Source organism: Pseudonocardia sp. McavD-2-B, assembly GCF_024124365.1.
In the GTDB taxonomy this organism is placed as follows: Bacteria; Actinomycetota; Actinomycetes; order Mycobacteriales; family Pseudonocardiaceae; genus Pseudonocardia; species Pseudonocardia alni.
The window spans coordinates 1-13,657 of the sequence record NZ_JAMXSG010000156.1 but is presented as its reverse complement, the minus strand read 5'-3'; the positions used below and the strand labels follow the sequence as shown (position 1 = coordinate 13,657).

Here is a 13,657-nt window from a genome sequence, read left to right as displayed (position 1 = left end):
GGGCGAGGCGGCGTCCGCGGCCGGGGACGCGGCCGCCGGGCAGCGCAGGCCGCAGCCGCACCGCCCGCTGGCCGACGGTGCCGCCGCGCCCCACCAGGGGCACCACCAGGAACACCAGCAGCGGCAGCCAGAACCCGAGGACGGTGTTCGCGGTGTCGAACCAGTCGGGCAGTGGCCCGCCGGTGTACCCGGTGAGCGCGGTCCCGGCGAGCAGCAGCGAGCCGAGCAGGGACCCGGTCACCCAGACCGCCGCCAGGTCGCAGAGGGCTCCGAGCAGCCGGCGCCCGGCCGTCACCGGGGCCGGCCGGTCGGGGTCGGCGCCCGCGTCCCACGAGCGGGGCCGCACCAGGGCGGCGGCGAGACCGCCGAGCAACGCGCCCGCGGTGTTGGCGATCAGGTCGTCGACGTCGGCGAGCCGGTAGGCGCACGGGAACAGGAACCAGTTGCCGGTGTACTGGGTGGCCTCGACGAGCAGGGACACCGCGAGCCCGGCGGCCACGGTGACCGGTAGCGAGCGGCGGAACACCCCGCGGAGGAACCAGCCCAGCGGCGCGAACAGCGCCACGTTGAGCACCACCTGCTGCACCGCGGCGTTCGCGAGCCAGGCCCGCACCCCGGTCGAGTCCTGGCGGGCGGCGATCCGGGTGACGTCGCCGACGAAGGCGAACGGCCGGGTCTGCAGCGAGTCCGCCGCGGTGCGTTCGGCGCAGAACGCCGCGTCGACCTGGGGCAGCGGGAGCAGGGTGTAGCCGAGGACCGCCAGCCCGTACACCGGGACGGCGACGAGCACGGCCAGCTCGCCGGGCCCGAAGCGACCGCGGCGGCGGTAGGTCAGCGCGACGGCGGGGACGAGCACGGCGAGCACCAGCGCCGACCCGAGCCCGATCGCGAGCACCCCGGGGATGATCCGGTCGTTCACGGTCGCCGACGTTAGCGATCGTCCGGGGTGCGCCCGGGGACCGAAACGGGTGGTTCAGCCCAGGACGTCGAGGATCTGCTGGGCGGCGAGGGTGGGGGTGAGCCCGCCGTCGCGGACCTCGGCGGTGAGCTTCGGGAGCCGCTCGGCCGTCGCCGGGTCGTGCAGCACCCGGTCCATGAGCCGGTCGCGCACCATCTGCCACATCCACTCGACCTGCTGGTCGGCGCGCCGGGTCGCGAGCTCACCGCCCTTGTCGAGGGCCTCGCGGTGGGCGGTGACCTTCTCCCACACGGTGTCCAGGCCCTTCCCGGTCTGCGCGGAGCAGGACAGCACCGGGGTGCGCCAGTGCGCCGAGGTGGGGGTCATCATGTGCAGCGCGCCGGCGAGCTCGCGGGCCGCGGCGCGGGCGTCGCGCTCGTGCGGGCCGTCGGCCTTGTTCACGGCGACGACGTCGGCGAGCTCCAGGATGCCCTTCTTGATCCCCTGCAGCGCGTCGCCGGTGCGGGCGATGGTGAGGAACAGGAAGGTGTCGACCATCCCGGCGACGGCGGTCTCGGACTGGCCGACCCCGACGGTCTCGACGAGGACGACGTCGAACCCGGCGGCCTCCATGACGACCATCGTCTCCCGGGTGCGGCGGGCGACCCCGCCGAGCGTGCCCGCCGACGGCGACGGCCGCACGAACGCGTGCGGGTCGACGGCCAGGCGCGGCATCCGGGTCTTGTCACCCAGGATGGACCCGCGGGTACGGGTGGACGACGGGTCGACGGCGAGGACCGCCACCCGGTGGCCGCGGGCGGTGAGCGTGGAGCCCATCGCCTCGATGAATGTCGACTTCCCGACCCCGGGTACCCCCGAGATGCCGACCCGCACCGCGTGCCCGGCCTTCGGGGTCAGCTCCAGGAGCAGCTCCTGGGCGGCCCGCTGGTGGTCGGGCCTGCTGGACTCGACCAGGGTGATCGCCCGGGCGAGCAGGGTGCGGTCGCCGGCCAGGACCCCGCGGGCGAGCTCCGCGGGGTCGGGGACGCGAGGGGCCATCGGCGGGACTCTCCTTGCGGGTCGGCACCGCGCCCGGTGCGCGGGTGGGCGCACCGGGCGCGGCGACGGCGGCACGATGACGAGCCACCGTGACGGCGGCGGTGGCTCAGTCGGCGTAGACGCTGCCGGGGGCGGACGTGTCCGGCTCGTCGTGACCGAGCGCGGCGGCCAGCTTGCCGAGCAGGTCGACCGCGGCCTCGGCGATGACCGTGCCGGGCGGGAACACCGCGGCCGCGCCCATCTCCAGCAGCTCCGGCACGTCCGCGGGCGGGATGACCCCGCCGACGACGACCATGATGTCGTCGCGCCCCAGCTCGGCGAGCTCGCGGCGCAGCTCCGGGACCAGCGTGAGGTGCCCGGCGGCCAGCGAGCTGGCGCCGATCACGTGCACGTCGGACTCGGCGGCCTGCTTCGCGACCTCGGCCGGGGTCTGGAACAGCGGCCCGACGTCGACGTCGAAGCCGATGTCGGCGAACGCGGTCGAGATGACCTTCTGGCCGCGGTCGTGGCCGTCCTGGCCCATCTTCGCGACCAGGATGCGGGGTTGGCGGCCCTCGTGGCCGGCGAACTCGGAGACGAGCTCGCGGGCGCGGTCGATCGCCGGGTTCTGCCCGGCCTCGGCGGAGTACACACCGGAGATGATGCGGATCTGTCCGGCGTGGCGCCCGAAGACCTTCTCGAGTGCGTCGGAGATCTCCCCGACCGTGGCCTGGTCGCGGGCCGCGTTCACGGCCAGCCGGAGCAGGTTCTCGTCGTCGGAGCGCGACGAGCCCTCGGCGATCTTCTCCGCGGCGCCGGTGAGCGCGCGCAGAGCCTCGTCGACGGCGCGGTCGTCGCGCTCGGCGCGGAGCCGGGCGAGCTTCTCGAGCTGCTCGCGGCGCACGTTCGCGTTGTCGACCTTGAGCACGTCGATCTGCTCGTCGGCCTCGACGACGTACTTGTTGACGCCGATCACCGGCTGGCGGCCCGAGTCGATCCGGGCCTGGGTGCGGGCCGCGGCCTCCTCGACGCGCATCTTGGGGATGCCGGCGTCGATGGCCTGGGCCATGCCGCCGGCCTTCTCGACCTCGTCGATGTGCGCCCACGCCCGCTTCGCGAGGTCGTAGGTGAGCTTCTCCACGTAGTACGAGCCGCCCCACGGGTCGACGACGTTCGTGGTGCCCGACTCCTGCTGCAGCAGCAGCTGGGTGTTGCGCGCGATCCGCGCGGAGAAGTCCGTCGGCAGTGCGAGGGCCTCGTCGAGGGCGTTGGTGTGCAGCGACTGGGTGTGGCCCTGGGTGGCGGCCATCGCCTCGACGCAGGTGCGGACGACGTTGTTGTAGACGTCCTGCGCGGTCAGCGACCAGCCGGAGGTCTGCGAGTGCGTACGCAGGCTCAGCGACTTGGCGTTCTGCGGCTCGAACCGGTTCACGAGCTTGGACCAGAGCAGGCGTGCGGCCCGCATCTTGGCGACCTCCATGAAGAAGTTCATGCCGATCGCCCAGAAGAAGCTCAGCCGCGGGGCGAACTTGTCGATGTCCAGCCCGGCGTCGACACCTGCCCGCAGGTACTCCACGCCGTCGGCGAGGGTGTAGGCGAGCTCCAGGTCGTTGGTCGCCCCCGCCTCCTGGATGTGGTACCCGGAGATGGAGATCGAGTTGAACTTCGGCATCTCGCGGCTGGTGAAGCCGAAGATGTCGGAGATGATCTGCATCGACGGCTGCGGCGGGTAGATGTAGGTGTTGCGGACCATGAACTCCTTCAGAATGTCGTTCTGAATGGTTCCGGTCAGCTTCTCCGGGCTCACGCCCTGTTCCTCGGCGGCGACGATGTAGAGCGCGAGCACCGGGAGCACGGCGCCGTTCATCGTCATCGACACCGACATCTTGTCCAGCGGGATGCCGTCGAAGAGCTGGCGCATGTCGAGGATCGAGTCGATCGCGACCCCGGCCATGCCGACGTCGCCGGCGACGCGCGGGTGGTCGGAGTCGTAGCCGCGGTGGGTGGCCAGGTCGAACGCGATCGACAGGCCCTTCTGCCCGGCGGCGAGGTTGCGCCGGTAGAACGCGTTCGACTCCGCGGCGGTGGAGAACCCGGCGTACTGGCGCACCGTCCACGGCTGGTTGGTGTACATCGTCGGGTACGGCCCGCGCAGGTACGGGGTGATGCCCGGGTAGGTGTGCAGGAAGTCGACGCCGGCGAGGTCGTCGGCGGTGTAGAGCGGCTTGACGCCGATCCCCTCCGGCGCCTCCCAGACGTCGGCGGAGCCGGTCCAGGTGGTCGCGGGGGTGGTGTCGCCCAGCAGCGGCACGCCGGTGAAGTCGGGAATGCTCACTTCGAGCCCTCCAGGTGGGTGTACACGTCGTCGAGGACGGCGAGGGCGTCGCAGCCGGCGAACAGGTGGCCGTCGACGCCGGGCACCTCGTCCTTCGGCTTCCCCGCGAGCAGGATGCGCGCGGCACCGGCCTCGCGCAGCGCGGCGGCGGTCTCGGCGGCGCGCTCGTCGTAGACCGTGTCCGAGGAGCAGAGCACCACGACCGGCGTCCCGTCCTTGCCGTAGGCGTCGACGACGTCGGCGGTGGAGTCGGTCGGGCCGGCGTCGACGGTGTCGACGCCACCGGCGGCCAGCAGGTTGCGGGTGAACCCGGCGCGGGCGGTGTAGACCGCGAGCGGGCCGAGGGTGGCGAGGAAGGCGGTGGGGCGCGTGCCCGTCTCGCCCAGCAGCGCGTCGGAGCGGTCCCGGTGGGCCTCGTAGGCCTCGGCGGGGCGGTAGAGCGGAAGTCCCCCACGCTCGACGGCCGGCGGCAGCGGGGTGCGCTCGACCGGCTTCTCGTTCAGGTCGGGGAACTCCGAGACGCCGGTGAGCGGCGTCCTCCGCTTCGCGACGTCGGCCTCGCGGCGGGCGCGGACCTCGCCGACCCGCTCGGCGACCAGGCCGGAGTCGAGGGCGGCGACGGCCCCGCCCGCGGCCTCGATCTCGACGAAGAACTCCCAGGCCGGCCGGGCGAGGTCGTCGGTGAGGTGCTCGACGTACCAGGAGCCGCCGCCCGGGTCGATGACCCGCGCCAGGTGCGCCTCCTCCACGAGCAGGTTCTGGGTGTTGCGGGCGATGCGGCGGGAGAACGGCTCGGCGACGCCGAGGGCGGCGTCGAAGGGCGGCACGGTGACCGCGTCGGCCCCGCCGACTCCCGCGGCGAACCCGGCGACGGTGCCGCGGAGCATGTTGACCCACGGGTCGCGGCGGGTGAACAGCGCCTCGGGGACGGTGGCGTGCTGGGTCTGCGGCACGTCGGTGACGCCGGAGGCCTCCAGCACCCGGGCCCACAGCCGCCGCCCGGCGCGCAGGGCGGCGATCGTCGGGAACTGCTCGGGGGTGGCGGCGTAGCGGAACTCGAGCAGCCGCGCCGCGTCGGCGACGGCGATCCCGGCCGCGTCGAGCGCCCGCAGGTAGGCGACGCCCGCGGCCAGGGACCAGCCCAGCTCCTGGGCGTCGGAGCCGCCCGCCTCGCGGATCACGGTCGCGTCGACGGTGATCGCGGTGACCTTGTCGAAGGTGCCGTGGACGCGGCGGGCGACCTCGACGACCGAGCCGACGTCCGGGCCGGACCCCGCGCGGGCGCGCAGCCCGATCGGGTCCACGCCCAGCGAGCCGAGCAGCTCGGCGTCCTCGACGCCGTTGCGCGCGGCCAGGTCCAGGTAGGCGTGCGCGGCGGCGACCTGCTCGGTCCCGGCGTCCAGGGCGACCCCGGCCAGGTCCAGGTGCACGCCCTCCAGGGCGCGGGCCAGGTCGGCGACGGCGACGCCGCCCTCGCCCACGCGCAGCCACACCGAGGTGACGCCGCACTCCAGGTCGGCCAGCACGGCCTCGCGGACGGCCGCCGGATCGGTGCCGGCGTGGCGCTGGCGGATGTCCCAGCCGTCGGGTACGTGCCCGTCGGTGCGGGCGCCGCGGGTGAACGGCCACGACCCCGGCACGCCGGTGGGCGGCAGGTCGGTGGTGTCCTCGTCGGCGTAGAGCGGCGCGACACGGATGCCGTCGGGTGAGGTGCGGGTCAGGGTCTCGACCCCGGCCCCGAGCTCGGCGTCCTCGCCGATCCGGCCCGACTTGCGCACCACCGCGTCCGCGGCGGCGAGCCACTGGTCACGGCTGACCGGGTCGAAGCCGCCGGCCAGGACCAGCTCCTCCGGCTCCACCGGACCGTCCACGGCAGAGCCCTCCGGACCGGCTGCGCGGTCGACCGCGCTGCGGTCACTGTCCGTCATCCGCTCTGTTCTCCTCACCGGCCCGCGGGGCGGCCTCGTTGCCCGCCGGATGGCGCCGTCGTCGACGCCACCGAAGTGCAGCGGAGTCTAGTGAGCCGGTGCCGCCGGGGGCATGCGCTGTGGCGAGGCGCGCACGGCCTGTGATGCACCCGACTGGCGCAACGGGACCGTCCGGGGGTCTCGCGGCGTACACCCGGCGGTTCCCCGCCGGTAGTCCTCACGGGTAGCCCCGGGCGGCCCCGGACGCCAGTCTGGGGCCGTGTCGACTCCCGGACCCGCACCCGCCGTCCCCGGGCTGACCCCGGTCGCCCGCGTCCACGTCCTGCTCGACCCGCCGCTGGAGGTCGGCCGGACCCCGTTCGGCCGGGAGCGGGAGATCCCCATCGTGGGCGGCACGGTCTCCGGACCCGGCCGCGACGGCGAGGGCCTGCACGGCGAGGTGCTCCGCGGCGGGGCCGACCGCCAGCGGGTGCTCGACGACGGCACCGCCGTGATCGACACCCGTTACACCGTGGCGCTGCGGTCGGGGCACCTGCTGCAGCTGGCCACGGCGGGCTACCGCACCGGTCCGGCCCCGGTCCTCGACGCGCTGCTCGCCGGGGAGCCCGTCGACCCGGCCCGCTACTACTTCCGGGTCGTCGTCGACGCCCGGACCGCCGACCCGGACCTGGCCTGGCTCAACACCGCGGTGCTCGTCGGCTCCGCGGTCCGCACCGCCGACGCGGTCGCCTACGACGCCTACCTCGTGACCTGAGACGGGTGGGAACAACCGGGGGTGGGGGTGCATTGTGATCGGCATGCCCCCCGTGACCCGAGGATTCGTCGGGCGCAGGCCGCGGGACCGGCGGCTGCCACCCGGCCAGTACGACGCCGGTGACCAGTGGCCGGTGCTGACCGCCGAGCGCGCCCCCACCCTGGACACCGCCCGCTGGACCTTCCGCATCGACGGCCTCGTCGAGCGCCCGGTCGAGTGGACCTGGGACGAGATCCGCGCCCTGCCCCGCGAACGCTGGGACGGCGACATCCACTGCGTCACCACCTGGTCGAAGTTCGGGATGCGCTGGAGCGGGGTCGCGGTCGACACGCTGCTGGAGACCGCGGGGCCGCTGCCGGAGGCACGGTTCGCCGTCGCGCACTCGCACTCGGGATACACCACCAACATGCCGCTGTCCGACCTCACCGGCGGCCGGGCGAGGCTGGCGTTCGAGGCGCAGGGTGCGCCGCTGACCCGCGAGCACGGCGGCCCGGCGCGGCTGCTCGTGCCGCACCTGTACTTCTGGAAGAGCGCGAAGTGGGTCGCCGGTCTGCGCCTGACCGCCGAGGACGAGCCCGGTTTCTGGGAGCGCAACGGCTACCACGACCGCGGCGACCCGTGGTCCGAGCAGCGCTTCCAGGGCGACTGACCGTGGACACCACCCCGGCCACCACCCCTCGCCGGACCCTGCGCTGGCAGACCGCGACCGTGCTGTCGGTGCACGACGAGGCCCCGGGGGTGCGGACGTTCCGGCTCGGCCTGGCCGAGCCCGCCACGCACCTGCCGGGCCAGTACTACGTGCTGCGCCTGACCGCCGAGGACGGCTACACCGCACAGCGCAGCTACTCGGTGGCCTCCGCTCCCGACGGGCGGCCGGAGATCGCGCTGACCGTCGAACGTCTCGACGACGGTGAGGTGTCGGAGTTCCTGCACGACGTCGTCGTCGTCGGGGACGTGCTGGAGGTCCGCGGCCCGGTCGGCGGCTGGTTCGCCTGGGACGGGGTCTCCCCCGCGCTGCTGGTCGGCGGCGGCTCCGGCCAGGTCCCGCTGGCCGCGATGCTGCGCCACGCCCGCGCCACCGGCCGTCCCGACCTGGTCCGGATGCTGGTCTCGGTCCGCACCCCCGACGACCTGTTCTACGGCGAGGAGCTCACCGGGCCCCCGGTCACCACGGTGTTCACCCGGACCGCCCCACCCGGCGCGGTCCGCCCGGCGGGCCGGCTCACCCTCGACGACCTGGCCCCGCTCGTCCGCGGCGGGGAGACCGCGTTCGTGTGCGGCTCCCCCGCCTTCGCCGCCGCGGCGGCCGACCTGCTCGCCGCCGCCGGGGTCCCCGACCACGCGATCCGGATCGAGCAGTTCGGCCCGACCGGGGCCTGACCCTGCGGCCCGCCGCGGGGGTGCGGCAGGATGACGCCGCCCCGCCCGCGCACCGCAGGAGCCGACGATGACCGTCACCCCCGCCGAGACGTCGTTCCCGAGCGGCGGGCTGCGCTGTGCGGCCTGGCACCTCGCCCCGGTCGGCGACGCGCTCGCGAACGACCGCGGCCGCCCCTGCGTGGTCATGGCGCATGGCTTCGGCGCCACCCGCGACTCCGGGCTGCTGCCCTTCGCGCAGCGTTTCGCCGCTGCGGGCTGCGCGGTGCTCGTGTTCGACTACCGCGGGTTCGGCGCCTCGGACGGCACCGGCGATCCCCGCCTGGACCAGGACGTCCACCACGGCAGGCACCGCGCCGACTACCACGCCGCGATCGCGCACGCCCGCACGCTGCCCGGCGTCGACCCCGAGCGGATCGTGCTGTGGGGCAGCTCGTACTCCGGCGGGCACGTCGTCCCGGTCGCCGCCCGCGACGGCCGGGTCGCCGCGGTGATCTCCCAGGGTGCGGCGATGGACGGGACCGCCGCGCTGCTGGAGATCCTGCGCTACGCCGGACCCGGGCAGCTGGCCCGCCTCACCGGGCACGGGCTGCGCGACGCCGCCGCCGGGCTGCTCGGACGCCCGCCGCACCGGATCGCGGTATTCGGACCGCCCGGGTCGACCGCGGCGATCACCTCGCACGACGCCGAGAGCGGCTACTCCTCGATCACCGGGCCCGGGTTCCGCAACACCATGCGGGCCCGGGGCGCGCTGCGGATCCCGCTGAACCGCCCGGTGACGGCGGCGGCGCGACTGCGGGCGCCGATCCTCGTCGTCGTCGCGGCGCGGGACTCGATCGCGCCACCCGCGTCGGTGCGCGCGGTGGCCGCGCGGGCCGGGGCGGGCTCGGAGGTGCTGGAGCTGCCGTGCGGGCACTTCGACATCTACCTCGGCGCGATGTTCGAGCGGTCCGTGACCGCACAGGTGGACTTCCTCCGCCGCTCGCTCGCCGTCGCCTGACTGAGCCGGACGGAGGACCCGGAGGCCCCGGCTGGGGCAGCACCACCTGTGAGCGGCCACACTCCGTAAAACTGAGCACCTATCGCTTACTCGCTCGCCGTAACAGGCCCCCTCCCCCGTGGCGATGTCACGGGGGACCACGGCGGCCTCACCGGTCCGTACCCCTGAACCCACAGGGTGCTCCCCCGCTGGACCGGAGGAAGCGTTCCGTCGCCGTGTAGGGAGATGACGGCACGTGACGATGTCCCCGCCCCGCGCGGGGGTCGCCGTGGCGCGCCCGGCCCCGGCCGGTGCGCCCGCGCGGCACCCGGACCGCCTGTACCGGTTCTTCGAGGCCACGGTCGCCCGGACACCACGGGCGGTCGCGCTGCAGGACGGCGGCCTGGAGCTGACCTACGCCGAGCTGGACGCGCGCGCGAACCAGCTCGCCCGCCACCTGGCCGGGCTCGGCGCGGGCCCGGGCCGGCGCGTCGGGATCCTGCTGCACCGGACCTGGCGGACCTACGCGGTGCTGCTGGCGATCGGCAAGACCGGCGCCGCATTCGTCCCGATCGACCCGGCCGCCCCGGCGGACCGGGTCGGCTACATCCGCGACGACGCCGGGCTGGACCTGCTGGTCACCACCTCGGACCTGGCGGGCGAGCTGCCCACGCCCGGGCTGGTGCTGCTCGACACCTGCGTCGACGCCGTCGCCGCGCTCCCCCGTCACCCGCTCGCCCCGGTCGCCCCCGACCCGGACCCGGCGCCGCTGGCCTACATCATCTACACCTCGGGCTCCAGCGGGCGACCCAAGGGCGTCGCGATCGCCCACCCGAGCATCTGCAACTTCGTGCACGTCATCACCCGCGTCTACGACGTCCGCCCGCACGACCGCGTCTACCAGGGCATGACGATCTCCTTCGACTTCTCGATCGAGGAGATCTGGCCGACCTTCGCGGCCGGGGCGACGCTCGTCGTCGGGCCGACGGACTCGCGCCGGATCGGCGCGGAGCTGGGCGACTTCCTCGCCGGCACCGGCGTCACCGTGCTGTGCTGCGTGCCGACCCTGCTGGCGACGATCCCGCGGGAGCTGCCCGCGCTGCGCACCCTGCTCGTCGGCGGCGAGGCCTGCCCGGCCGGCCTGGTGGAGCGCTGGGCGCGCCCCGGGCGGCGGATGCTCAACACCTACGGCCCCACCGAGACCACCGTGACCTGCACCTGGGGCGAGCTGCACCCGGGGAAGCCGGTCACGATCGGGCGCCCGGTGCCGACCTACTCCGCGGTGATCCTCGACGACACCCTGCGCGAGGTCCCCCGCGGCGAGGTCGGCGAGCTCTGCATCGGCGGCCCCGGGGTCGGCATCGGCTACGTCAACCTGCCGGAGAAGACCGCGGACCGGTTCGTCCGCCACCCCGCGGCGCCGGCTGACGGCGACGGGCGGCTCTACCGCACCGGTGACCTCGCCCGGTTCGACGAGCACGGAGAGATCGTCTACCTGGGCCGCGCCGACGACGAGGTCAAGATCCGCGGGCACCGCGTCGACCTGGGCGAGATCGAGACCGTCGCCCTGGAGCACGCCGACGTGGAGAGCGCCGTGGCCGCGGTCGCGAGGACCGACGACGGCACGGGCGAGGAGCTCACCGTCTACGTCGTCCCGGCCGCCGGGCCGGGCGGGCCGGTGGACCGGGCGGCGCTGCACGAGCTGCTGCGGACCCGGCTGCCCGAGTACATGGTGCCGGGCTACCTCGAGGTGCTCGACGCGCTGCCGATGATGCCCAGCGGCAAGGTCGACCGGCCGAAGCTGCCGGCCCCGTCCGGGCCGCGGATCGTGGTGACCCACGGCCCGCACGTCGAGCCGTCGACGGAGCTGGAGACCGGGGTCCGGGCGGTGCTCGCCGAGGTGCTGGCGCTCGACGCCGGCCAGGTCTCGGTCACCGCCGACTTCTTCGACGAGCTCGGCGGGCACTCGCTGCTCGCCGCGCGGCTGGTGACCCTGCTGCGCGAGCGCGGCGTCGGCCGCTCCCCCGCGGTGCGCGACCTGTACGAGCACCCGACGGTCCGCGGCCTGGCCGCGGCACTGGACCCCGACGCGGCGGGCGACGGCGGCGACGGCTCCGTGCCCCCGCCACCGCGCCCGGAGCCGCTGCGCCACTCGCGGCGCCGCTACTCCGCCGCCGGGACCGCGCAGGGCGCCGCGCTGTTCGTGCTGATGCTGGTCATGACCCTGCCCGCGGCCGGGGTGTACGCCTGGCACGGCGGCCGGGTCGCCCCGGACGTGCTGGCCCAGCTCGCCCTCGGCGCCACCGCGATCTTCCTGCTGCAGCGTTGGCTGCTCGCCCCGCTCGCGGTGCGCGCGCTCACCGCCCGGGTCGCACCCGGCCGCTACCCCATGTGGGGACGGGTGCACCTGCGCCTGTGGGCCGCGGACCTGCTGCTGTCGATGTCACCGCTGCCGGTGCTGTCCGGCGGTCCGCTCGCCCCGGCCTACCTGCGGATGCTCGGCGCCACCGTGGGCCGCGACGTGCACCTGGGCACCTCGGTGCTGTCGATGCCCGCGCTGCTGCGGATCGGCGACGGCGCCACCGTCGGCTACGGCGCCGCGCTGCGGCCCTGGACGCTGGCCGACGGCTGGGTGACCGTCGCCCCGATCGCGGTCGGCGAGGGCGCCCACGTCGGCGCCAGCGCGGTCGTCGAACCGGGTGCGGTGGTCGGCGCGGACGCCGTCGTCGGGGAGCAGTCCGCGCTCGCCGCGGACCAGGTGGTGCCGCCCGCCGAGCACTGGGCCGGGTCCCCCGCGGTGCCCGACGCCGCCGACGCCGCGGTCGCCGAGCTGACCGAACGCGGCCCGGCACCGTCCTGGACGCGGCCGCAGCGGGCGGCCGCGCTGGCCGGGATCGTCGCGCTGGAGCTGGTGTCGCTGCTGGCGCTGGTCCCGGCGGTGCTGCTGGTGTGGTCGTCGTTGCTGCTGTTCGGCGACGGCCCCGCCCTGCTCGTCGCGGCCCTGGTCGGGCCGGTGTTCGTGGTGACGGTGTGCGTACTGGTGGCCGTCGGCCGGTGGGCCGTCGCGCCCCGCACCGGGCCCGGGGTCTTCGCGGCGCGCTCCGCGCTGGGGCTGCGCAAGTGGTTCGGCGACACGCTGCTCGAGATGAGCCTGAGCTACACCAACTCGCTGTACTCGACGCTCTACACGGTCGCCTGGTTGCGGCTGCTCGGCGCCCGGATCGGGCGCGGCGCGGAGGTGTCCACCGCCTCGCACATCGACCCGGAGATGCTGACGATCTCCCAGGGCAGCTTCGTCGCGGACATGGCGAGCGTGGGCAGCGCGACCTTCCACAACGGCTGGATGGTCCGCCGTCCGACGCTGGTGGGGCGGCGCGCGTTCGTCGGGAACGCCGCCGTCGTCCCGGCCGGGTCGACGCTCGGCGACGAGTCGCTGATCGGCGTCGCGACGGTGCCCCCGGCGTCGGGCGTGCCGCACGACACCACCTGGCTGGGGTCCCCGGCGATGCACCTGCCGGTGCGCCAGGACTCCGGGGACCACCCGGAGTCGCTGACGTTCACGCCCTCACGGCGCCGCGTCGCGGAGCGGCTCGGCATCGAGTTCCTCCGCGCCACGCTGCCCGCCTCGGCGATCTCGGTGTCGATCTACCTGTTCCTGCAGGGGCTGTCCGGCGTGGCCCGCACCGGCGCCGCGTGGCAGGTCGTGCTCGCGGCACCGGTGCTGGCGCTCGCCTCGGCGCTCGCGCTGGTCCTGCTGGTCGCAGCGGTGAAGTGGCTGGTCGTGGGCACCTACCGGCCGCGGACCGAGCCGCTGTGGAGCCGGTTCGTGCGCCGCTCGGAGTTCGTCACCGGACTCTACGAGGCCTCCGCGGTGCCCGGGCTGCTGAGCATGCTGTCCGGGACCCCGTTGCTGCCGCCGATGCTGCGGCTGCTCGGCGCCCGGATCGGGCGGCGGACCTGCGTGTCGACGACCTACCTCACCGAGTACGACCTGGTGGAGATCGGGGACGACGCCGTCGTCGGGCGGGACGTGTCGCTGCAGACCCACCTGTTCGAGGACCGGGTCATGAAGATGTCGACGGTGTCGGTCGCGGACGGCGCGTCGGTCGGGGACCGGGCGATCGTGCTCTACGACGCCGTGGTCGGCGCCGGGGCGCGGCTCGACCCGCTGTCGCTGGTGATGAAGGGCGAGCACCTGCCGCCCGGCTCCCGGTACCGGGGCATCACCGCCCGCGCGGTGCCCGACGCCGCACCGGCCGACGCGGCACCGGCCGTGCCGCCTGCCGTGCTGCCCGCCGTGCAGCCCGCCGCGGCGCCGGAGACCGTGGCCGGGACCGTGCGGGTCGCG

General features: G+C 75.0%; 9 protein-coding genes. 5 read left to right on the top strand and 4 right to left on the bottom strand.

Annotation, left to right across the window (positions count from 1 at the left end; translation table 11 throughout):
• The 4 genes from NH602_RS19445 to NH602_RS19430 all read right to left on the bottom strand — a co-directional run.
• Window positions 1–919: VanZ family protein (locus tag NH602_RS19445; protein WP_253068546.1), on the bottom strand; the 919-nt coding region annotated here is incomplete at its 3' end.
• Between the two features lie 54 nt (window positions 920–973).
• A complete protein-coding gene (gene meaB / locus NH602_RS19440; RefSeq protein WP_073574919.1) occupies window positions 974–1,957 on the bottom strand; it encodes a methylmalonyl Co-A mutase-associated GTPase MeaB in 984 nt (327 codons plus the stop codon).
• Between the two features lie 106 nt (window positions 1,958–2,063).
• The gene (gene scpA / locus NH602_RS19435) at window positions 2,064–4,271 is read right to left on the bottom strand and encodes a methylmalonyl-CoA mutase (protein ID WP_179759886.1); all 2,208 of its coding nucleotides are present in this window, start codon (window positions 4,269–4,271) and stop codon (window positions 2,064–2,066) included.
• Entirely contained in the window at window positions 4,268–6,199 is a 1,932-nt protein-coding gene (locus NH602_RS19430) for a methylmalonyl-CoA mutase family protein (RefSeq protein WP_253068545.1), read from the bottom strand. The genes scpA and NH602_RS19430 overlap by 4 nt, the downstream gene beginning before the upstream one ends.
• 259 nt (window positions 6,200–6,458) lie before the next feature.
• Here NH602_RS19430 and NH602_RS19425 point away from each other — a divergent pair, with 259 nt between their 5' ends.
• The 5 genes from NH602_RS19425 to NH602_RS19405 form a co-directional block, all read left to right on the top strand.
• Window positions 6,459–6,953 carry a DUF3237 domain-containing protein gene (locus NH602_RS19425; RefSeq protein WP_073574920.1) on the top strand — a complete coding sequence of 165 codons (495 nt, stop codon included), beginning with the start codon at window positions 6,459–6,461 and terminating at the stop codon, window positions 6,951–6,953.
• Window positions 6,954–6,996: 43 nt separating this feature from the next.
• Entirely contained in the window at window positions 6,997–7,602 is a 606-nt protein-coding gene (locus tag NH602_RS19420; protein WP_253068544.1) for a sulfite oxidase-like oxidoreductase, read from the top strand.
• Between the two features lie 2 nt (window positions 7,603–7,604).
• Entirely contained in the window at window positions 7,605–8,333 is a 729-nt protein-coding gene (locus NH602_RS19415) for an FAD-binding oxidoreductase (protein ID WP_100877794.1), read from the top strand.
• Window positions 8,334–8,400: 67 nt separating this feature from the next.
• On the top strand, window positions 8,401–9,330 hold the full coding sequence (locus tag NH602_RS19410) for an alpha/beta hydrolase (RefSeq protein ID WP_179759889.1): 930 nt from the start codon (window positions 8,401–8,403) through the stop codon (window positions 9,328–9,330).
• Between the two features lie 241 nt (window positions 9,331–9,571).
• The coding region (locus NH602_RS19405; RefSeq protein WP_253068547.1) for a Pls/PosA family non-ribosomal peptide synthetase at window positions 9,572–13,657 on the top strand (4,086 nt) is incomplete at its 3' end.

Coding starts and splice junctions, on each gene's coding strand:
- NH602_RS19430 (WP_253068545.1), bottom strand. CDS start 6,199: ATGACGGACAGTGACCGCAGCGCGGTCGACCGCGCAGCCGGTCCGGAG.
- meaB (WP_073574919.1), bottom strand. CDS start 1,957: ATGGCCCCTCGCGTCCCCGACCCCGCGGAGCTCGCCCGCGGGGTCCTG.
- NH602_RS19410 (WP_179759889.1), top strand. CDS start 8,401: ATGACCGTCACCCCCGCCGAGACGTCGTTCCCGAGCGGCGGGCTGCGC.
- NH602_RS19420 (WP_253068544.1), top strand. CDS start 6,997: ATGCCCCCCGTGACCCGAGGATTCGTCGGGCGCAGGCCGCGGGACCGG.